This is a genomic window from Nocardioides sp. Root240 (assembly GCF_001428825.1).
GTDB lineage: Bacteria > Actinomycetota > Actinomycetes > Propionibacteriales > Nocardioidaceae > Nocardioides.
In genome coordinates, this window is record NZ_LMIT01000002.1 from 15,968 (window position 1) to 35,351 (window position 19,384).

The following is a 19,384-nucleotide window of genomic DNA, read 5'->3' on the forward strand; positions in this document are numbered from 1 at the left end:
TTTCGAGGGGGTCGGAGCGGCCGCGCCGGGCCTAGGGTGGTGTGCGTCACCATCCCGAGCCAGGAGGACCGCCCCGTGTTCGTGCCGTTCAGCGTCAATGACTTCCTCGACCGCGCCGTCCAGGTGTACGGCGAGCGTGTCGGTGTCGTGGACGAGCCCACCCAGCCGGCGGCGAGCCAGGGCGAGCTCACGTACACCCAGGTCGGGGAGCTGGCGCGGCGCCAGGCGGCCCGCCTGGACGAGCTCGGGATCGGCGTGGGGGAGCGGGTGGCGATCGTCAGCCACAACAGCAGCCGCCTGCTGACGTCCTTCTTCGGTGTGAGCGGCTGGGGTCGCGTGCTGGTGCCGATCAATTTCCGGCTCAGCGCCGAGGAGGTCCAGTACATCGTCGACCAGTCCGGCTCGCGGGTGCTCTACGTCGACCCGGAGATCGAGGAGCACCTCGCGGGCGTGACCTGCGAGCACAAGTTCCTCATCGGCGACGACGACGCGCTGTACGCCGCACCGGGCGCGGAGCCGAAGGCGTGGGAGCACGACGAGGCGGCCACGGCGACGATCAACTACACCTCCGGCACGACGGCGCGCCCCAAGGGCGTGCAGATCACCCATCGCAACATCTGGACCAATGCGCTGACCTTCGGCCTGCATGCCCAGATCGGCGACCGCGACGTCTACCTCCACACGCTGCCGATGTTCCACGCCAACGGCTGGGGCATGCCCTTCGCGATGACCGGCGTCGGTGCCCAGCACATCGTGCTGCGCAAGGTCGACGGGGCCGAGATCCTGCGCCGGGTCCGCGACCACGGCGTCACCGTGATGTGCGCGGCGCCCGCCGTCGCCGCGGCGGTGCTCGAGGCCGCGCAGACGTGGGAGGGCGAGATCCCGGGCCGCGACAAGGTGCGGATCATCATGGCCGGTGCGCCGCCGCCGACGAAGACGGTGATCCGGGTCCAGGAGGAGCTGGGCTGGGAGTTCATCCAGATCTACGGCCTCACCGAGACCTCGCCGCTGCTGACCTTCAACCGGACCCGCGCCGAGTGGGACGACCTGTCGCCGGAGGAGCGGGCGACGAAGCTGACCCGGGCGGGTGCGCCCGCGATCGGCGTCACGCTGCACATCGACGAGTCCGAGGAGGGCGCGGGCGAGGTGCTGGCCCGGTCGAACGTGGTGCTCGAGGGCTACTGGGACAAGCCGGAGGAGACCGCGGCCGCCCTGGTCGACGGCTGGTTCCGCACCGGCGACGGCGGCTACCTCGGCGACGACGGCTACCTCACGATCGCCGACCGCAAGAAGGACGTGATCATCACCGGCGGCGAGAACGTCACCTCGATCGAGGTCGAGGACACGCTCTTCTCACACCCGGCGGTCGCGGAGGTCGCCGTGATCGGCGTGCCGAGCGAGAAGTGGGGCGAGACCATCAAGGCGCTCGTCGTGCTCACTGCCGACGCTGCCGACAAGGCCGGCGCCGAGATGGAGGCCGAGCTGATCAAGTGGTGCAAGGACCGGCTCGCGGGCTACAAGTCCCCGACGTCGGTGGAGTTCCGCGACGAGCTGGCGCGCACGGCGACGGGCAAGCTGCAGAAGTTCAAGCTGCGGGCGCCCTACTGGGAGGGGCTCACCCGCCAGGTGAACTGAGCAGTTCTCCACAGGCACCCGTCGCTCGGTCGACGGGCGTCGGCCCCGGTGGCAGGATCGCCCCGTCCGTTGCAGACTGAAGGGGTGGCGATCGTGAACGACCCGCAGATCTGGACCCTGCTCGGGGTGTTCAGCGCGATCATGTTCGCTGCCTTCGGGGTGATCGCGCGCTACACGGTGTCGGCGATGAACGCGCGGTTCGATGCGGTGGACGCACGGTTCGATGCGGTGGACGCACGGTTCGATGCGGTGGACGCGCGGTTCGATGCGGTGGACGCCAGGTTCCTCGCCGTCGACGGCCGCTTCGACGCTGTCGAGCAGCGGCTGGACGCGAAAATCGACGGACTCGAGCAGCGGCTGGACGCGAGGATCGACGGGCTCGAGCAGCGGCTGGACGCGAGGATCGACGGGCTCGAGCAGCGGCTGGACGCGAAGATCGACGCACTGGGTGACCGGCTCGACACCAAGATCGACGGCGTCGAACAGCGGGGCGACGCCAAGTACGACCACCTCGCCGAGGTGCTGGGGGTCCGGCTGGACTCCGTCGACCACCGACTCGGTGCCGTCGAGGACGACCTCAAGATCGTCAAGGCCCACCTGCTGCGGCACCCGGCCGCCTGACTCACGCGGCCAGGTGTCAGCTGATCCGCCAGCTGAACTGGGCAGCGGGCACGAGGTCGGCCGCCCACCCGGCGGCCTGCCACGCCCTCACGGTGGTGGCGGCCCAGTCCCCGTCCGCCTCGACGACGTCGACCGCGGTCTCCACCGGAGCCGCGGCCGGCTCCGGGAGCGGCTGGCCGCTGATCGGGTCCAGCACGTCCGCACCGCCGTCGACGCAGGTGACCCGGGTCAGGCCGATCCCGAGGCGTCGCTGGTGGAGGGCCAGGCTCAGGGCGGCGATGCCCGCGTCGGCGTACCCGACGACCGAGAGCGCGTCGGGCGGGTGCACCGACGACTCGCGGGCGTAGCGGACCGAGCGGAGCAGGTCGCGCCCGTCCTCCCACACCGGTACGACGACCCGCACGCTGCTGCGCGTCGCGATCCGGCTGGCGAGGGCCGCCACGCCGTCGGGGTCGGTGCGCACCGCCGGGTGCCAGAGCAGCAGGGTGTCGGCATTGGGGTGTCCGTGCACCGAGACCTGGAGACCACTCGCCTGTGCCTGCATCCCCTAACCGTAGGGTGGGGCCCCACAGGTCCGTGAGGCAGGAACCCGGTGTGAGACCGGGGCGGTTCCGCCACTGTGACCCCTGCCACGACGGGCAGGGCAGCCAGACACTGCGCACGGACGACACCTGCCGATGAGGGGCGCGAACCCCGAGGAGGAGTGCCGCCGATGCGCATCGCTCTGCTGTCCACGTCCGACACCGACCTGTTGTCGGCCCGCGCGAGCGGCGCGGACTACACGTGGTCGAACCCGTCCCGCACCGACCTGTCGGGGCTCGTCTCCCTCGGCGAGGGCGCCGACCTCGTGGTGATCCGGCTGCTCGGCTCGCCGCAGCAGTACGACGCCGAGCTGGCCGCGCTGCGCGGGACCGGTCGCCCGCTGGTGGTGCTCGGTGGCGAGCAGACGCCGAGCGCCGAGCTGATGGAGGCCTCGACCGTTCCGGTCGGGATCGCCGCCGAGGCGCACCGCTACCTCGCCGAGGGCGGTCCGCGGAACCTCGGCCAGCTGCACGCCTTCCTGTCCGACACGGTCCTGTTGACGGGCGAGGGCTTCGAGGCGCCGGAGGAGATCCCGGCGTGGGGGACCCTCGAGCGCGACCAGGTGGCGGGGGACCGGGTGCAGGTCGGGGTGCTCTTCTACCGCGCCCACCACGCCAGCGGGAACACCGCGTTCGTGCACGCGCTCTGCGACGCGATCGACGCGACGGGCGACGCCGTCGGCGTACCGGTGTTCGCGGGCTCGCTGCGCTCGGCTCCCGACGAGCTGTTCACGGCGCTGGGCGAGCTCGACGCGCTCGTGGTCACCGTGCTCGCCGCCGGAGGCTCGACCCCCGCGGCCGTGAGTGCCGGCGGGGACGACGAGACCTGGGACGTGGAGCGGATCGCCGCCCTCGACATCCCGGTCCTGCAGGGCCTCTGCCTCACCAGCAGCCGCGACGAGTGGGAGGAGTCGGACGACGGCGTCACGCCGCTCGACTACGCCAACCAGGTCGCGATCCCGGAGTTCGACGGCCGGATCAGCACCGCCCCGTTCTCGTTCAAGGAGATCGACGAGGCCGGGCTGCCGTCGTACGTCGCCGACGAGGAGCGGGCAGCGCGGGTCGCGGGTCTCGCGGTCAACTACGCGCGGCTGCGGAAGGTGCCGAACGCGGAGAAGCGGATCGCGCTGATGCTGTCGGCGTACCCGACGAAGCACTCGCGGATCGGCAACGCCGTCGGTCTCGACACCCCGGTCTCCGCGGTCCGGATGCTGCGCCGGCTGCGCGACGCCGGGTACGACGTCGGCGACGGCTTCGGCGTGCTGGACCTCGAGGACGACACGGTCGCCGGGGACACCCTGATCCACGCACTGATCGCCGCCGGCGGGCAGGACGAGGAGTGGCTGACCTCGGGACAGCTGACCGACGCCCACGTCCGCATCTCCGCCGACGACTACGCCGCCTGGACCGCCGACCTGCCCGACGACCTGCGTGACGCGATGGTCGAGGCGTGGGGTCCGGCGCCGGGACGGTTGTTCGTCAACGACCGCGACGAGATCGTGCTCGCGACGCTGCAGGCCGGCAACGTGGTCGTGATGATCCAGCCGCCCCGCGGCTTCGGCGAGAACCCGGTCGCGATCTACCACGACCCGGACCTCGCGCCGTCGCACCACTACCTGGCGGCGTACCGCTGGGTGCAGCACGGCTTCGGCGCCCACGCGGTCGTCCACCTCGGCAAGCACGGCTCGATGGAGTGGTTGCCGGGCAAGAACGCCGCACTGTCGGCGTCCTGCGCGACCGACGCCGCGATCGGCAGCATGCCGCTGATCTACCCGTTCCTCGTCAACGACCCGGGGGAGGGCGCGCAGGCCAAGCGCCGCGCGCACGCGACGATCATCGACCACCTCATCCCGCCGATGGCCCGCGCCGAGGCGTACGGCGACATCGCGCGCCTGGAGGGCCTGCTCGAGGAGTACGACAAGATCTCCGCGATGGACCCGGCCAAGCTGGCCGCGATCCGGGGCGAGATCTGGCAGCTGATGCACGCCGCCGAGCTGCACCGCGACCTCGGCCTCGACGAGAAGCCGGAGGACGACGACTTCGACGATTTCCTGCTGCACGTCGACGGCTGGCTCTGCGAGATCAAGGACGTCCAGATCCGCGACGGCCTGCACGTGCTCGGACAGGCGCCCGAGGGGGAGGCACGGGTCAACCTGGTGCTCGCGATCCTGCGCGCTGCGCAGGTGTGGGGCGGTACGTCGCACGCCGTCCCCGGCCTGCGCGCCGCACTCGGCCTGGCACCGGACGCACCGACCGCCGAGGTCGACCGGGTCGAGGCCGAGGCGCGCGAGCTGGTCGAGGCGATGGAGAAGGCGTCGTGGGACCTGGGCCGGGTCGACGACCTGCACTCCTCACCGGAGGTCCGCAAGGTGCTGGCGTTCGCGGCCACCGAGGTGGTCCCGCGGCTGGCCCGCACGAGCGACGAGCTCGACCACACGCTGCACGCGCTGGCGGGCGGCTACGTGCCGGCCGGGCCGTCGGGCTCGCCCCTGCGCGGCCTGGTCAACGTGCTGCCGACCGGTCGCAACTTCTACACCGTCGACCCGCGCGCCGTCCCGTCGCGACTGGCGTGGCAGACCGGCCAGGCGATGGCGGACTCGCTGATCGAGCGCTACCTCTCGGAGGAGGGCTCCTACCCCGAGTCGGTCGGCCTCTCCGTGTGGGGGACGTCGGCCATGCGCACCTCGGGCGACGACATCGCCGAGGTGCTCGCCCTGCTCGGTGTGCGGCCGGAGTGGGACGAGGCCTCCAAGCGGGTGCACGCACTGACCGTCGTACCGCTGGCGGAGCTGGGGCGCCCGCGCATCGACGTGACGGTGCGGATCTCGGGCTTCTTCCGCGACGCCTTCCCGCACGTCGTCGCCATGCTCGACGACGCGGTGCGGATGGTCGCCGAGCTCGACGAGCCGGCGGACCAGAACTTCGTCCGCGCGCACGCTGCCGCGGACGTCGCGGAGCACGGGGACGCCCGACGTGCGACGACGCGGATCTTCGGCTCCAAGCCGGGCTCCTACGGCGCCGGCATCCTGCAGGCCGTCGAGTCGGGCAGCTGGCGCGACGACGCGGACCTCGCCGAGGTGTACACGGCCTGGGGTGGCTTCGCGTACGGGCGCGACCTCGACGGCGTACCGGCGGCGGACGACATGCGCGCCAACTACCGCCGGATCAAGGTCGCGGCCAAGAACATCGACACCCGCGAGCACGACATCGCCGACAGCGACGACTACTTCCAGTACCACGGCGGGATGGTCGCCACGATCCGCGCGCTGACCGGTTCTGCGCCCAAGGCGTACGTCGGCGACTCCACGACGCCCGACGCGGTCCGCACGCGGACGCTGCAGGAGGAGACCAACCGTGTCTTCCGCGCCCGGGTCGTGAACCCGCGCTGGATCGGCGCGATGCAGCGCCACGGCTACAAGGGCGCCTTCGAGCTGGCCGCGACGGTCGACTACCTGTTCGGCTTCGACGCGACCGCCGGCGTGGTGCACGACTGGATGTACGAGTCGCTCGCCCGGTCCTACGTGCTGGACGAGACCAACCAGGAGTTCCTGCGCAAGTCGAACCCGTGGGCGCTGCGCAGCATCGTCGAGCGGCTGCACGAGGCCAAGGACCGCGGGCTCTGGGAGTCGCCTGACCCGGAGGTGCTGGCTGCCCTGCAGGCCGCCTACCTCGAGGTCGAGGGCGACCTGGAGGACAAGTGACCGGCACCGTCCGGGTCGTCGGCTTCGGGATGGGGCCGCAGCACGTCACGCCGGAGGCTGCCGCGGCGCTGGCGGGGTGCGACTACGCGCTCGCGGTGCAGAAGGGCGAGGACGACCCGCTGCTCGCGGTGCGGCAGGCGGTGGCCGACGCGCACGGGCTCGAGCTGGTCGTCGTACGGGATCCCGAGCGGGACCGCTCGCCGGGCCTGGACCGCGCGGCCTACGAGGGCGCCGTCGGGAACTGGTACGCCGCCCGACTGGCCGCCTACCGCTCCGTGCTGGCGTCGCGAGAGGGGACGTGCGCGTTCCTCGTCTGGGGCGACCCGTCCCTGTACGACGGCACGATCCGCATCGTGCGCGAGCTGGGCGCGGACTTCGACGTCCTCCCCGGCATCAGCGCGCCGCAGGTGCTCGCCGCGCGGCACGGCATCGTGCTGCACGACGTCGGGCAGCCGGTCCACGTCACGACGGCCCGCCGGTTGCGGGCCGACGTGGCTGCCGGGCAGCGGAACGTCGTGGTGATGCTCACCGCGGGCGTCGACCTCGACGGCTTCTCGGACTGGCACGTGTGGTGGGGTGCGAACCTCGGCGGCGTGGGCGAGCGGCTCGTGTCCGGCCGGGTCGGATCGGTGGTGGGCGAGATCGCCGAGGCGCGGACGGCGACGAAGGCCGAGGCCGGCTGGGTGATGGACCTGTTCCTGCTGCGCGCCCCCGCCGACGTGGAAGGTCGGCCCGATGGCACTGCCTGAGCGGGACGTGCTGCTGTGCCGCGACTGCTGCTGCGGCACGGCGAAGAAGCACCCCTCGGTGGACCACCGGGCGCAGCGGGACGAGATCGAGGCGCTCGACGACCCGGCCGGGCGGCGCGGACCGCGGGTGCGGGTCCGGGTGGTCGACTGCCTCGACGAGTGCGACCGGTCGAACGTCGTACTGGTCCGGGACTTCACGTGGAACCCCGGCGGGCGGCGGCCGAAGGACTTCTGGCTCGGTGGCGTGCTGTCCGAGGAGTCGACCGAGGCGGTGGCGGAGTGGGTGCGCGAGGGTGGACCTGTCCCGAAGTCGCTGGAGCGGCACGTCTTCCGGGGGAAGCGCGGATGAGTGCGGGGGGTTGGTGGCCTCTTCCTGCGGTTGGTGACGGTTGCAACCGTCAGCAACCGCAGGGATCCCCGCCTAGGCGGGGATCCCTGCTGCGCCGGAGCCCCCGATGAGCGGGGCCCTCCTGGTGGCGGGGATGACCTCCGACGCGGGGAAGAGCGTGGTGACGACCGGGCTGTGCCGGGCCTTCGCGCGGCGGGGGATCCGGGTGGCGCCGTACAAGGCGCAGAACATGTCCAACAACTCGATGGTCGTGCGCGGTCCTGACGGCGAGCCGGGCGAGATCGGGCGTGCGCAGTGGGTGCAGGCGGTCGCGGCCGGTGTGGAGCCCGAGGTCGCGATGAACCCGGTGCTGCTCAAGCCCGGCAGCGACCGGCGCAGCCACGTGGTGCTGATGGGCCGCCCGGACGGCGAGGTGTCGGCACGCAACTGGCACGACGGGCGGGCGCGGCTGGCCGCCACGGCCTTCGAGGCGTTCGACGACCTGCGCGGGCGCTTCGACCTGGTGGTCGCCGAAGGCGCGGGGAGCCCCGCCGAGATCAACCTGCGGGCGACCGACTACGTCAACATGGGCCTCGCGCGCCACGGGGACGTGCCGACGATCGTGGTCGGCGACATCGACCGCGGCGGGTGGTTCGCGGCGGCGTACGGGACGCTCATGCTGCTGGACGACGCCGACCAGGCGCTGGTCAAGGGGTACGTCGTCAACAAGTTCCGCGGCGACGTCGACCTGCTGCGACCGGGCCTGCTCGACCTCGAGCAGCGCACCGGCCGGCCGACGTACGGCGTGCTGCCGTGGCACCCGGACCTCTGGCTGGACTCCGAGGACGCGCTCGACCTCGCGGGCCGACGAGCCGAGGTCGGCGCGGGCGTGCGGAAGGTCGCGGTCGTGCGGCTGCCGCGCATCAGCAACTTCACCGACGTCGACGCGCTCGGGCTGGAGCCGGGGCTGGACGTCGAGTTCGTGTCGGACCCGGCGCGGCTCGCCGATGCCGACCTGGTCGTGCTGCCCGGCACCCGGGCGACGCTGGCCGACCTCGCCTGGCTGCGGGAGCGCGGGCTCGACGCCGCGGTCGTCCGCCACGCCAGGGAAGGGCGGCCGGTGCTGGGGATCTGCGGTGGCTGCCAGATGCTGGGCGCGCGGATCGAGGACCCTGACGGGATCGAGGGCACCCCGGGCGCGGCGGTCGACGGGCTCGGCCTGCTCGACCTGACGACGCGCTTCGGTGCGGAGAAGCGGTTGGTGCTGCACGAGCCCGCCGGCTACGAGATCCACCACGGCCGGATCACCGGCGCGACGGTCGAGGGGAACGTGAGCGGGACCATGGTGCACGGCAGCCTCGAGGACGACGCGACCCGCGCCACCTACCTGGAGTCCGCGCTGGGGATCACCTCCGCGGCGTCCTTCCCGGCGGCCCGGGCGGCACGGCTCGACCTGCTCGGCGACCTGGTCGAGGAGCACCTCGACCTCGACGCGCTGCTGGAGCTGGCCCGGTGACCGGCCCGCGGGTGCTGCTCCTGGGCGGGACCGGCGAGGCACGCGCCCTCGCGGCCCGGCTGGTCGACGACGGCGTCCCCGTCGTCTCCTCGCTCGCCGGCCGCGTCGTGCGTCCGCGGCTGCCCGTCGGCGACGTGCGGATCGGCGGCTTCGGGGGAGTGCCCGGCCTGCAGGCGGCGCTCGCCGACTTCGACGTGGTGGTCGACGCGACCCACCCCTTCGCCGCGGGCATCTCGCGCAATGCGGCCGCGGCCTGCGCTGCGGCCGGTGTGCCCCTGCTCCGGCTGGAGCGGCCCGGGTGGGCGGACCGCGCCACGCCGTCGTGGATCTGGGTGGCCACCCACGAGCAGGCGGCGACCGTCGCGGGCGAGCTCGGCAGCCGGCCCTTCCTGACCGTCGGCCGCCAGGAGCTGGCGCGCTTCGTCCCGGCGCTCGAGGAGCGGGAGGTGCTGGCCCGGGTGGTCGACGTACCGGACCTCGAGGTGCCGCGCGCCTGGGAGATCCTCACCTCCCGCGGGCCCTACACGCTCGACGGGGAGCGCGCCGTGATGGCCGACCGCGACGTGCTGGTGACCAAGGACTCCGGCGGCGAGCTCACCTGGCCCAAGATGGAGGTGGCCGCCGAGCTCGGCATCCCCGTGGTCGTCGTACGACGGGCGCCGGCGCCGGACGGCGTCGACACGGTGCGCGACGTCGACGCCGTGGTCGCCTGGTTGCGGGCAGTGTCCTAGGGAGTGCGCTCGTGGCCGGCCCGCCCGTGGGTGCGCCGGTCCTCCTTCATCTCGGCCTCGTAGAGGTGCCGCTTGCCCTCGACGAGCTCCTCGCGGGCCGCGCCCTCGAGCCGCTTGAAGTCGGCGTAGTAGCCGTCGTCGTACTCCTCCATGATCTGGAAGGTCCACCGGCCCTGGAGCACGTTGCGGCCGACGAGCTCGCGCTCGATGCGGTCCGCGAGCTCGGTGTGGCCAGCCTCCCGGAGCTGGTCGACCCCCTTGCCGAGCGTCAGGTCGGCGGTGCCGCTGAGCCGGTGGAAGGTGTAGAGGTGGCCGCGGGCGATCTCGACCGCCTCGAGTGCCTCCGAGATGTTGCCGAGCGCCTCGACGGTCAGGTCGTCGGTGCCGTCGGGCCGGGTGTGCTCCTCGTCGATCGCCATGGCACCGAGGTGCCCACGACCGACGAGGAGCAGACGGGTCACCGTGCCGCGCGCAGCCCGTCCTCGAGGGAGGTGGCCGGACGGCCGAGCAGCTGCTCGAGGTCGGCCGGGTCGGCGTACAGCTCGCCGCGGCCCAGGCCCAGGTCGGCGTCGGCGAGGATCCCCGCGTACGCCTCCGGCAGGCCGGCACCGACGAGGACCTTGGTCAGCTCCTCGGCCGGTACGTCGGTGTAGGTGACGTCGGTGCCGGTCACCTCGCTGACCGTCGCGGCGAGCTGCTTCAGCGAGAACGCGGGGCCGCCCAGCTCGTAGACCTCCTTCGGCTGCTCGAGCAGCAGCGCCGCGGCGGCTGCCTCGGCGAAGTCGGCGCGGGTCGCGGCCGAGACCTGTCCGTCGCCGGCCGCACCGAGGACGGTGCCGTGCTCGGTGTAGGTCGCGAGCTGGCCGCTGTAGTTCTCGATGTACCAGCTGTTGCGCAGGTAGGTGTGCGGCAGGCCGGAGGCGGTGATCGCCTCCTCGGTGGCACGGTGCTCGGCGGCGAGCGCGATGCCGGAGGTGTCGGCCTGCGGGATGCTCGTGTAGGCGAGCAGCTGCACGCCGGCCGCCTTCGCGGCGTCGATGACGTTCTGGTGCTGGGGGAGGCGCTGCCCGACCTCGCTGCCGGAGATCAGCAGCACGCGGTCGGCACCCGTGAGGGCGTCGGCGAGGCCGGCGGCGTCGGCGTAGTCGACCTTGCGGGTCGTGACGCCGAGGGCGCCGAGCTCCGCGAGCCGCTCGTCGTCGCGACCGAGGGCGACCACCTGGTCGGCGGGGACGCCCTTCGCGAGGAGGGAGGAGACGACGAGGCGGCCGAGCTGGCCGGTGGCACCGGTGATGACGAGGGACATGGTGGGGACCTTCCGCAGGTGGTGGGATCGTGCTTGTCGACCTGTTCAACGGACGGTCCGGGGAGTTGCTTCCCTTCGGTTAGTACGCACTTTGCAGTAAGGTACTTCCGTGACGGAAAGTACCTCGACCGCGCCGAGCATCTTCGAGCAGTTCCCCGGCGGCATCTTCCCGGCGGCCTGCTCCAGCCGGGTGCTGCTCGACCACGTCACCAGCAAGTGGGGCGTGCTCGTCCTGGTCTCGCTCACCGACGGGCCGCAGCGCTGGAGCGACCTGCGCCGGCGGGCGCAGGGGATCAGCGAGAAGATGCTCGCCCAGACGCTCAAGACCCTCGAGGCCGACGGGCTCGTGCACCGCGAGCAGCAGCCGGTGATGCCCCCGCGGGTCGACTACAGCCTGACCCCGCTGGGCGAGGAGCTCGCCGAGGTGATGGTCCCGATGCTGCGGTGGGTCGGGCGCAATGCGGACGCCATCATCGGGCCGGCCACGACGTGACCGGCCCGACGACGAAGGGGCGCTGACTACATCGGCGGCGCCGGGACCCGGCAGGCCACGGGTGCGCTGACGTTTCCGGAGAAGTCGGCGGCGTACAGCTCGGCGTCACCGGTGCCGGTCAGGTGCAGGATGTCGCTGTCGCCCAGCGCCTGCTCCCTCGGGCCGGACTTCGCCTGGGTGTACTTGATCCGCTGGCCGCTGGCGAACGGACCCCAGACGTGGCCGCTGCCGGCGTCGCGCAGGTAGACGTCCGGGTCGGTGTCGACGACGTCGGTCGCGTCGAGCCGGTAGAAGCCGTCCTGGTTCTGGCCCTGCGGGTTCGGGCGGGTGCCGCCCGCCTTCGGCACGCTGCCGCCCGGGTTGGTGGACTCGGGGCAGGCGACCACCGGCGGGGTGGTGTCGACGACCTCGATGGTGCCGGCGCCGTGGCCGGTGTTGCCGGCGGCGTCGGTGGCCTCGCAGTCGACGGGCGTGACGCCCAGCGGGAACTGCGAGCCCGACGGCGGGACGCAGGTCGGGGTGAGCGGGCCGTCGACGTTGTCGACCGCGCTGGCGTCGTACGACACGACGGCGCCGGCGGGGCTGGTGGCCTCCACTGTCTTGCTCTCGACCGTGACGACCGGGGGAGTGACGTCCTCGACGGCGATGTCGACGGTCTGGACGAACTCGGGGCCGGGCACCTCGCCGTTGACCTTGAACGAGACGGTGCACGACACGGTGTCGCCCTGCGGGGCGTCGCCGGTCAGCGTGATCGTCTCGTCGTAGGTGACGGTCCCGCCACTGGTGACGGTGGTGGGCGAGGTGGCCGTCAGCGAGGCGGAGACGCCGGCGTCGCAGCTGACGTCGTGCGTCACCTCGGCCGGCAGGTTCTGCAGCTGGCTGAGGATCACGTTCGACACCTGGTCCGGGTTGGCGTTGGTCAGCGTGCCGCCCGTGTGCGAGGTGACGTACGACGCCTGGCCCTCGGAGTCGAGGCCGTCCCAGAGGTACTCGTCGGTGCTCGGTACGGCGATCGCGATCACCCGCACGCCGGCCGCCTCGAGCGCGGCGGTGGCCGAGCCGAGCGAGTAGCCCGCCGACGGGTCGTGGCTGCTCGAGTCGCCGAACATCACCACGATCGGCGAGCCGTTGTCGCGGAAGTCGATCGTGGTCGGCACGGCGCCGAGCGCGCCGATCCAGTCCTCGGCCGCGTCGCTGCCGCCACCGGACGTCGGCGTCCAGTGGCCGATGCCGTCGATGACGTCGGCCGTGTTGCCGGTGAGCTGCTGGCGCAGGATGAAGTGGCTCGGGTCGTCGGTGTCCTTGTAGTCCGCGACCGCGAACTGCGCGGTCGGCTGGGCCGCGAGGATCTGGCTGACGATGCTCGTGGCGTTGGACTGCACGTTGGAGATGCTCGGGTTCATGCTCGTCGTGGTGTCGGCGAGGAACACGATGTCGGGGTTGGGCGGGATGGGCGGCGTCTCCACCGTCTTGGTGATGGTGACCGAGCCGCCGGGAGGGAGCTCGTCGGTGTAGTGCTGCGGGCTGACGCCCGGGCTGCCGGTGGCGGCGACCGTGGCGGCCGCGCTGAGGGCGAGGGAGAGCAGGCCGACCGGGACGACCCGGCCGCGTGCGCTGGGGGGTGGGACACGCATGTCAGTTCCTTTCCGAGGGGTGTTGCTGACATCCCTCGGAGTCCGTGACCCCCGCGGCTGATACGTCGGGTTCGGATGAATGCAGGATCAGCTGCGCTCGACCGTCTCCGGCGTCGTACGACGGGCGGCGGCCGAGTCCGGCACCCGACGGTGCCCGAGGGCCATCACCAGGTCCGACAGCCGCGGCGCCACGACGTTGAAGGCCGCGTAGAACGTGCCGAAGGCGCCGTCGACGGTGACCGGCCGGTCCTCGAGCGCCCGGACGACACGCTCGGCGCAGTGCTCGGCGGTCTCGCCGTGGCCGTCGTAGGCCGCCGTCGGGCCGATCATCGGCGTGCGCACGATGGCGACGCGCATGTTGGTGCAGGTGACGTTGTCGAAGAACAGCTCGCGCCCCAGGATCCGGCCGAACACGTCGAGCGCGGTCTTGGAGGCGATGTAGGGCGCGAACTTCGGCGCCCGGATCTGGTTGCCCCACGTCACGATGTTGACGACGTGCCCGAACTGCTGCGCCCGCATCGCCGGCACCAGGCCCATCGTCAGCCGCACCGGACCGAAGTAGTTGACCGCCATCATCCGCTCGAAGTCGTGGAAGCGGTCGTGGGTCAGCTCGAGCGAGCGCCGGATGGAGTGGCCGGCGTTGTTGACGACGTAGTCGACCGCGCCGTGCTCGGCCAGCAGCCGCGCCACGAGTGCGTCGACGGAGTCGCCGTCGGTCATGTCGACGACGTACGTCGCCGCGTCACCGCCCTCGTCGCGGATGGCCTGCTGCACGCGCAGCAGCTCGGGCTCGCGGCGGGCGGCGAGCAGCACGGTGGCGCCGCGGCGGGCGGCGGCGTGCGCAGTGGCCTCGCCGATGCCCGAGCTGGCGCCGGTGACCAGCACCGTCCGGCCGGCGAGCGGGCTGTCGCCGCCGGTGACGGTGCGGACCACGCGGGCGACGGCGGCGCGCGGGGTCTGGGTGAGCGGGGTGCGGAGCAGGTTGATCATCGTCGCGATGATCGCACGACGGCGATGCCCGCGGCGACGAGCGCCGCGCCGATGCCGACCCGGTTCGCGAGCCGGCGAGCCTGCTCGAGGTCGGACCGGTCGGGGAGCGGTCCGTCGCCCATCACGGCCCGGTGCTCGATCCGGCCGGCGTAGTCGTTGGTGCCGCCCAGCCGGATCCCGAGCGCGCCCGCGAAGGCCGCCTCGACCGGGCCGGCGTTGGGGCTGGGGTGGCCGGCGGCGTCCCTGCGCCAGGAGCGGGCCGCCCCGGCGCGGTCCGGGCCGAGGGCGGTGGCCAGGGCGGCCGTGAGCCGTGAACCGGGCAGGTTGAGCAGGTCGTCGAAGCGCGCTGCCGCCCAGCCGAACCGCTCGTAGCGGACGCTCCGGTGCCCGACCATCGCGTCGAGCGTGTTGGCGGCGCGGTACCCCAGCAGCCCCGGTACGCCGGCCACCGCACCCCACACGAGCGGCGCCACCACGGCGTCGGAGGTGTTCTCGGCGAGCGACTCGAGCGTCGCCCGGGTCACCTCCTGCGGCGAGAGCTGCGTCGTGTCGCGGCCGACGAGGTGGGTCAGCTGGACCCGGGCGTCGACGAGCCGGTCCTCGGCCAGCAGCCGGCTCACGGCCGCGGCCTCGCGGTCCAGCGAGGTGCCGCCGAGGACGGTCCACGTCGCGGCGGCGGTCAGCAGCGCCTGCGGCAGCGGCCGTCGTACGACGGCCTGGGCGGTGGCGCCGACGACGACCGCGCCGCCGACGAGGACGGCGACGTGGACGACGCCCGCGCCCCTCTCGTCGCGCCAGGTACGACGCTCGAGGGCGGCTGCCACCTGCCCGAACCCGGCCACGGGGTGGAACCGCCGCGGATCGGCGAGGAGCCGGTCCGCGGCGTACCCGAGCAGCAGCCCGGCGGCCCGGGCCCGGAGCATGGCGGCGCTCAGAGGCTGGCGGCCAGCTCGCGGCGGGCGACGTCCGCGGCGAACCGGTCGTACATTCGGCCGACCAGCACCGTCAGCCCGACACCGATCGCCGCCCAGAGCGAGGCGAGGGTGACCAGCGAGGCGCGGCGGAAGTACCAGAGCGTGTCCGCCGGGAAGTCACCGAGCTCGTTGACCGATGGCAGCAGGTAGCCGGCGACCGTCACGACGACGAGGTAGGCGGCCGCGCCGATCAGCGCGGCGGTCCAGCCGTCGAGGCGGGCGAGCAGCCGGTTGGCCAGCACGACGACCGCGATGACGGCGAGCACGGAGACCAGCAGCAGCCCGAAGTACGACGCCGTACGACCGCCGATGGTGTCGCCGCTGCCCACCGCCGGCGGGGTCGCGGGGTACTTCGCGAACGGCACGAGCGCGATCGCGACGAAGCCCAGGAGGCCCACCAGTGCGGTGGAGCCGCGCGCGGACAGGCCGCCGAGGCGACCCAGCACGGCCGCGGCCGCCAGTGAGGCCAGGCCGCCGAGGGCCGCGCCGACGGCGAGCATGCCGGTCAGCAGGCCCCAGCTCTTCTGGTTCTCGCGGGAGATCTCGACCATGCCGTCCTCGTCGGCCGCGGCCTCCTCGGCGGCGACCTCGTCGGGCGTCAGGTGGGCGGCAGCGGCCTCCTCGAGGCCGATGGCGTCGTCGACCTGCGGCTCACCGAGCGCGAAGGCGACGACGAAGGCGATCAGGCCGGCGACGAGGCCGACGGCGAGACCACGGATCAGGAAGGCAGCCGGGCTGAGGGCAGAGCTCTCCCCGGGAACGGTGCTCACGACGGGGACCCGCGCTCAGTGGCAGGGGTAGCCCAGCAGGTGCCGGGCGTCGTGGACCCACTCGTGGACGGCGTTGCCCGCCGGGAGCGAGAGGGCGCCCTGGTCGGCGCTCACGAAGAAGATGGCGAGCATCGCCAGCAGGCCGAAGAAGACGACCCAGGTGCCCAGCTTGAGCAGCGGGACGACGGGCACGGTGACGACCGCGGTGGGGGTAGCAGTGGTCTGCGACATGATGCCTCCTCAGGGATTCTGCGTCCCTGGTCAATGGATGTGAGGTGTGCAGGCACTCGTTCCTGACTTCACCACTCCTCGCGGAGGCGGTGTCACAGTAGCGCGACTGTGCCGGATTCCCACCGGCTTCCTCATGCCTGCAGGGCGAGCCTAGGGCATCGGGTCGCCCCGTGGGGAGGGGCCGCGCGGACGTGGACGGATTCCGGTCAGGCGGCGTCGTCGTCGGCGGGCAGCTCGAACGCGTAGATCTGGGTGCCTGCGGGCAGCGCGCCCTTCGCGTCGGCCGTGAGCAGGTTGACCACGCGGCAGCGCTCGGCCGCGATCGTGGAGCAGGGCGCGGGATCCCAGGTCACCACGTAGGTGAGGGACCTGTCGAAGATGGTGCGGCCCTTGATGACCGCGTCGCCGGGCCCGGTGACCAGGGCGAGCGTCACCTCGGCGTTCCCGGTCGCGACGCAGGCGATCGCCCCGTGGAAGCAGCCGGCCAGGGCCTCGGTCCAGGACGCGTCCGGGTCGGCGTCGGCGGGCGGCGGCTCGAGCAGGAGGCCGGGTGGGTCGCGGCGCACCACCTCGGTGAGGGGGCCGGAGTACCGGCCCCGGTGGCCGTCGACGGTTGCCTCCGACGGTGAGGACGCCGGTGAGGACGACGGCGAGGACGTGGCGGTCGGCGTGGTCGTCGCCTGCTCAGGAGCCTCGTCGCCGGAACAGCCGGCGAGGGCGAGGGCCAGGCACAGCCCGCTCGCGGCCAGGGCCTGTCGGCACATCACGGGCGCCATCGTCGCACGAGCGGTCACGCGGAGGGTCGGTGATCGTCGAGGGCGGCCAGCAGCTGGTCGGTCAGCTCAGGCGGACGGACGGCGATCCGCACCCACGACCCGTCGAGGCCCGGGAAGGTGTCGGCCCGGCGCAGCGCGATCCCTCCGGCCCGCAGCGCGTCGTGCACGCCGGGCCCGACACGCACCAGCACGAACGAGGCGGCCGAGGTGAGGAAGGGGAGGCCGAGGTCGGCGAGGCCCTTCTCGAGGTGCTCGCGCCAGTCCCTGATCTCCAGCGCGCGGCGGTGCGCCTCGGAGGCCGCCTCGGGGGAGGTGCAGGCGACGACGGCGGCCGCGGCGGTGGCGCCGACCGACCACGGGGTCTGGTTGAGGGCCAGGCCGGCCACGACGAGGGCGTCGCCGACGACGTACCCGGCGCGGATGCCGGGGATGCCCCAGTGCTTGGTGAGCGAGCGGAGGACGACCAGCCCCGGCAGCCGTACGCCGGCCAGCGACTGCGTCTCGCCGGGCACGCAGTCCATGAACGCCTCGTCGACGACCACGACGCGGCCCGGCCGCAGGAGCGCGCGGACCTCGTCGGCCGGGTGCAGGACGCCGGTGGGGTTGGTCGGGTTGCCGATCACCACGAGGTCGGCGTCCTCGGGGACCGCGGCGGGATCCAGGGTGAACGGCTCGGGCAGCACCACCGGGGTCACGCGGTGACCGGCCTGCTCCAGCGCGGCGTGGGGCTCGGTGAACTGGGGGTGCACGACGACCGGACGCCGCCACGGGCGCAGCCGTGCGACCAGGGTGAACGCCTCGGCGGCGCCGGCGGTGACCAGCACGCCGTCGACCGGACGCCGGTGGTGGGCGGCGACGGCCTCCCGGGCGCGGGTCGGGTCGGGGTAGCGGCCGACCCCGTCGAGGGAGGCCAGCAGAGCTGCGTCGAGCCACGCGGGTCGCGGGCCGCCGTACACGTTGACGGCGAAGTCGAGCGCTGCCGCCCGTGCCTCGACGTCGCCGTGGTGGCGCAGCGGGTCATCCACGGTGCACCGCCTCGGCGAAGCGCGCGGCGAGCTGCGGGTGGCCCGCCCAGTGCGTGTGGAGGTACGACGCGTGCAGGGTCTCCGACGCGAAGCCCACGCCCTCGCCCTCGACCGACCAGGCGGGCGTGCCCGCCACCGCCGGGGTGACGGTCGTGCGGTGGAACTCGTGGCCGGTGACCTGCTCGCCGACGCGGGTCAGCAGGGTGTCGGCGGCACCGGTCGCGACCGGGTAGCGCAGGGTGAGCCGGCCGGTCATCACGGCGTCGGCGTCCAGCACCCCCGCCATGGGTACGCCGTCGAGGCTCCGGCACAGGTACAGCAGCCCCGCGCACTCCGCGACCGTCGGCAGCCCGTCGCGCACGGCCTCCCGGATCTCGGCCAGCAGCGGGGTGTTGGCGGCGAGGTCGGCGGCGTGGACCTCGGGGAAGCCGCCGCCGAGGTACAGGCCGGCAGTCCCGTCGGGGAGGGCGGCATCGGTCGCCGGGTCGAAGGGGACGACGTCGCAGCCGTGGGCGGCGAGGAGCTCGGCGGTCTCGGCGTACTGGAAGGTGAAGGCGCGGCCTGCGGCGACGGCGACGCGCTTCCTCGACACGGAAGAGGTCGCTGGCGGGGCCCACGGCTCCGCGTCCAGGGGAGCGGCGGAGCGCGCGATCGCGAGCACCGCGTCGAGGTCGACGTGCTCGGTGACCACCTCGGCCAGCCTCTCGACCACGGCGGCGGACTCGCCCCGCTCGGCGGCGGTCACGAGGCCCAGGTGCCGCGAGGGCGTGGCGATCGACGCGTCGCGGGGGATGACGCCGAGCACCGGCAGCGTGATCGAGGAGCGCACCTCGTCGGCGTGCCGGGCGGAGCCGGCCTGGTTCAGGATGACGCCGGCGACCGTCACGCTCGGGTCCCAGGTCACCATGCCGTGCACGACCGCACCGATCGACCGCGACGAGCGGGAGATGTCGACGACGAGCACCACGGGCGTGCGGGTCAGCGCCGCGACGTGCGCGGTCGACGAGAAGCCGTCACCGCCGATCCGGCCGTCGTACAGGCCCATCACGCCCTCGATCACGGACACGTCGGTACCCCGCGCTCCGTGGAGCAGCAGCGGCGCGACGAGGGACTCGCCGACGAGGTGCGGGTCGAGGTTGCGGCCGGGGCGCCCGCAGGCGAGCGCGTGGTAGCCGGGATCGATGTAGTCGGGCCCGACCTTGTGGCCGCTCACGGCGTGCCCCGCCGCCGCCAGTGCGGCCATCAGGCCGGTGGCGACGGTGGTCTTGCCCTGGCCGGTGGCCGGGGCGGCGACGACGACGCGAGGCAGCTCAGTCACGAGGT

17 protein-coding genes, 1 pseudogene and 2 riboswitches are annotated in these 19,384 nt (G+C 73.2%); of the genes and pseudogenes, 8 read left to right on the forward strand and 10 right to left on the reverse strand.

Annotated features, from left to right (window positions below):
- Positions 1 to 75 precede the first annotated feature (75 nt).
- Together ASE20_RS03170 and ASE20_RS03175 are read left to right on the forward strand one after the other, a co-directional pair.
- Positions 76 to 1,635, forward strand: coding sequence for an AMP-binding protein (locus ASE20_RS03170; protein ID WP_056893812.1), 1,560 nt, complete (start codon positions 76 to 78; stop codon positions 1,633 to 1,635).
- Between the two features lie 84 nt (positions 1,636 to 1,719).
- Positions 1,720 to 2,256: a DUF4164 family protein gene (locus ASE20_RS03175; RefSeq protein ID WP_056893111.1), complete on the forward strand. Its 537-nt coding sequence runs from the start codon at positions 1,720 to 1,722 to the stop codon at positions 2,254 to 2,256.
- A gap of 16 nt (positions 2,257 to 2,272) precedes the next feature.
- Here ASE20_RS03175 and ASE20_RS03180 read toward each other — a convergent pair whose 3' ends face one another.
- Positions 2,273 to 2,800 carry a hypothetical protein gene (locus ASE20_RS03180; protein WP_056893112.1) on the reverse strand — a complete coding sequence of 176 codons (528 nt, stop codon included), beginning with the start codon at positions 2,798 to 2,800 and terminating at the stop codon, positions 2,273 to 2,275.
- A riboswitch (cobalamin riboswitch) is annotated at positions 2,794 to 2,934 on the forward strand. (Overlaps the previous gene by 7 nt.)
- A 34-nt stretch (positions 2,935 to 2,968) precedes the next feature.
- Here ASE20_RS03180 and cobN point away from each other — a divergent pair.
- From cobN to ASE20_RS03205, 5 genes are all read left to right on the forward strand, one after another.
- Positions 2,969 to 6,538: a cobaltochelatase subunit CobN gene (gene cobN / locus ASE20_RS03185; RefSeq protein WP_056893113.1), complete on the forward strand. Its 3,570-nt coding sequence runs from the start codon at positions 2,969 to 2,971 to the stop codon at positions 6,536 to 6,538.
- Entirely contained in the window at positions 6,535 to 7,287 is a 753-nt protein-coding gene (locus ASE20_RS03190) for a precorrin 6A synthase (protein ID WP_157538630.1), read from the forward strand. The genes cobN and ASE20_RS03190 overlap by 4 nt, the downstream gene beginning before the upstream one ends.
- A complete protein-coding gene (locus ASE20_RS03195) occupies positions 7,274 to 7,636 on the forward strand; it encodes a hypothetical protein (RefSeq protein WP_056893114.1) in 363 nt (120 codons plus the stop codon). The genes ASE20_RS03190 and ASE20_RS03195 overlap by 14 nt, the downstream gene beginning before the upstream one ends.
- Before the next feature lie 106 nt (positions 7,637 to 7,742).
- Entirely contained in the window at positions 7,743 to 9,131 is a 1,389-nt protein-coding gene (locus tag ASE20_RS03200) for a cobyric acid synthase (protein WP_056893115.1), read from the forward strand.
- Positions 9,128 to 9,862 carry a cobalt-precorrin-6A reductase gene (locus ASE20_RS03205; protein ID WP_056893116.1) on the forward strand — a complete coding sequence of 245 codons (735 nt, stop codon included), beginning with the start codon at positions 9,128 to 9,130 and terminating at the stop codon, positions 9,860 to 9,862. The genes ASE20_RS03200 and ASE20_RS03205 overlap by 4 nt, the downstream gene beginning before the upstream one ends.
- On the opposite strand, the gene ASE20_RS03210 is transcribed toward ASE20_RS03205, so the two are convergent.
- Positions 9,859 to 10,323, reverse strand: coding sequence for a hypothetical protein (locus ASE20_RS03210; RefSeq protein ID WP_225869198.1), 465 nt, complete (start codon positions 10,321 to 10,323; stop codon positions 9,859 to 9,861). The genes ASE20_RS03205 and ASE20_RS03210 overlap by 4 nt on opposite strands.
- Positions 10,320 to 11,168 (reverse strand): SDR family oxidoreductase, encoded by an 849-nt coding sequence (locus ASE20_RS03215; protein ID WP_056893117.1) that lies wholly within the window; start codon positions 11,166 to 11,168, stop codon positions 10,320 to 10,322. Before ASE20_RS03215 ends, ASE20_RS03210 begins: the two co-directional genes overlap by 4 nt.
- 109 nt (positions 11,169 to 11,277) lie before the next feature.
- On the opposite strand from ASE20_RS03215, the gene ASE20_RS03220 reads away from it, so the two are divergent.
- Entirely contained in the window at positions 11,278 to 11,661 is a 384-nt protein-coding gene (locus ASE20_RS03220; protein ID WP_082612116.1) for a winged helix-turn-helix transcriptional regulator, read from the forward strand.
- A 26-nt stretch (positions 11,662 to 11,687) separates the two neighbouring features.
- On the opposite strand, the gene ASE20_RS03225 is transcribed toward ASE20_RS03220, so the two are convergent.
- From ASE20_RS03225 to ASE20_RS25980, 7 genes and pseudogenes are all read right to left on the reverse strand, one after another.
- Complete coding sequence (locus ASE20_RS03225) at positions 11,688 to 13,295, reverse strand: HYR domain-containing protein (protein ID WP_056893118.1); 1,608 nt, start codon at positions 13,293 to 13,295, stop codon at positions 11,688 to 11,690.
- Between the two features lie 87 nt (positions 13,296 to 13,382).
- Positions 13,383 to 14,285 carry an SDR family NAD(P)-dependent oxidoreductase gene (locus ASE20_RS03230; protein ID WP_056893119.1) on the reverse strand — a complete coding sequence of 301 codons (903 nt, stop codon included), beginning with the start codon at positions 14,283 to 14,285 and terminating at the stop codon, positions 13,383 to 13,385.
- Positions 14,282 to 15,208, reverse strand: a complete 927-nt coding sequence (locus ASE20_RS03235; RefSeq protein ID WP_056893120.1) for a cobalamin biosynthesis protein — start codon at positions 15,206 to 15,208, stop codon at positions 14,282 to 14,284. Before ASE20_RS03235 ends, ASE20_RS03230 begins: the two co-directional genes overlap by 4 nt.
- 8 nt (positions 15,209 to 15,216) lie before the next feature.
- Positions 15,217 to 16,029 (reverse strand): CbtA family protein, encoded by an 813-nt coding sequence (locus tag ASE20_RS03240; RefSeq protein ID WP_056893121.1) that lies wholly within the window; start codon positions 16,027 to 16,029, stop codon positions 15,217 to 15,219.
- A gap of 15 nt (positions 16,030 to 16,044) precedes the next feature.
- Positions 16,045 to 16,260: a CbtB-domain containing protein gene (locus tag ASE20_RS03245; protein ID WP_036544490.1), complete on the reverse strand. Its 216-nt coding sequence runs from the start codon at positions 16,258 to 16,260 to the stop codon at positions 16,045 to 16,047.
- 33 nt (positions 16,261 to 16,293) lie between these two features.
- Positions 16,294 to 16,416: riboswitch (cobalamin riboswitch) on the reverse strand.
- Between the two features lie 50 nt (positions 16,417 to 16,466).
- Positions 16,467 to 17,054 (reverse strand): hypothetical protein, encoded by a 588-nt coding sequence (locus ASE20_RS03250; RefSeq protein WP_157538631.1) that lies wholly within the window; start codon positions 17,052 to 17,054, stop codon positions 16,467 to 16,469.
- Positions 17,051 to 19,379: pseudogene (locus tag ASE20_RS25980) on the reverse strand (cobyrinate a,c-diamide synthase). Before ASE20_RS25980 ends, ASE20_RS03250 begins: the two are co-directional and overlap by 4 nt.
- Positions 19,380 to 19,384: the final 5 nt, after the last annotated feature.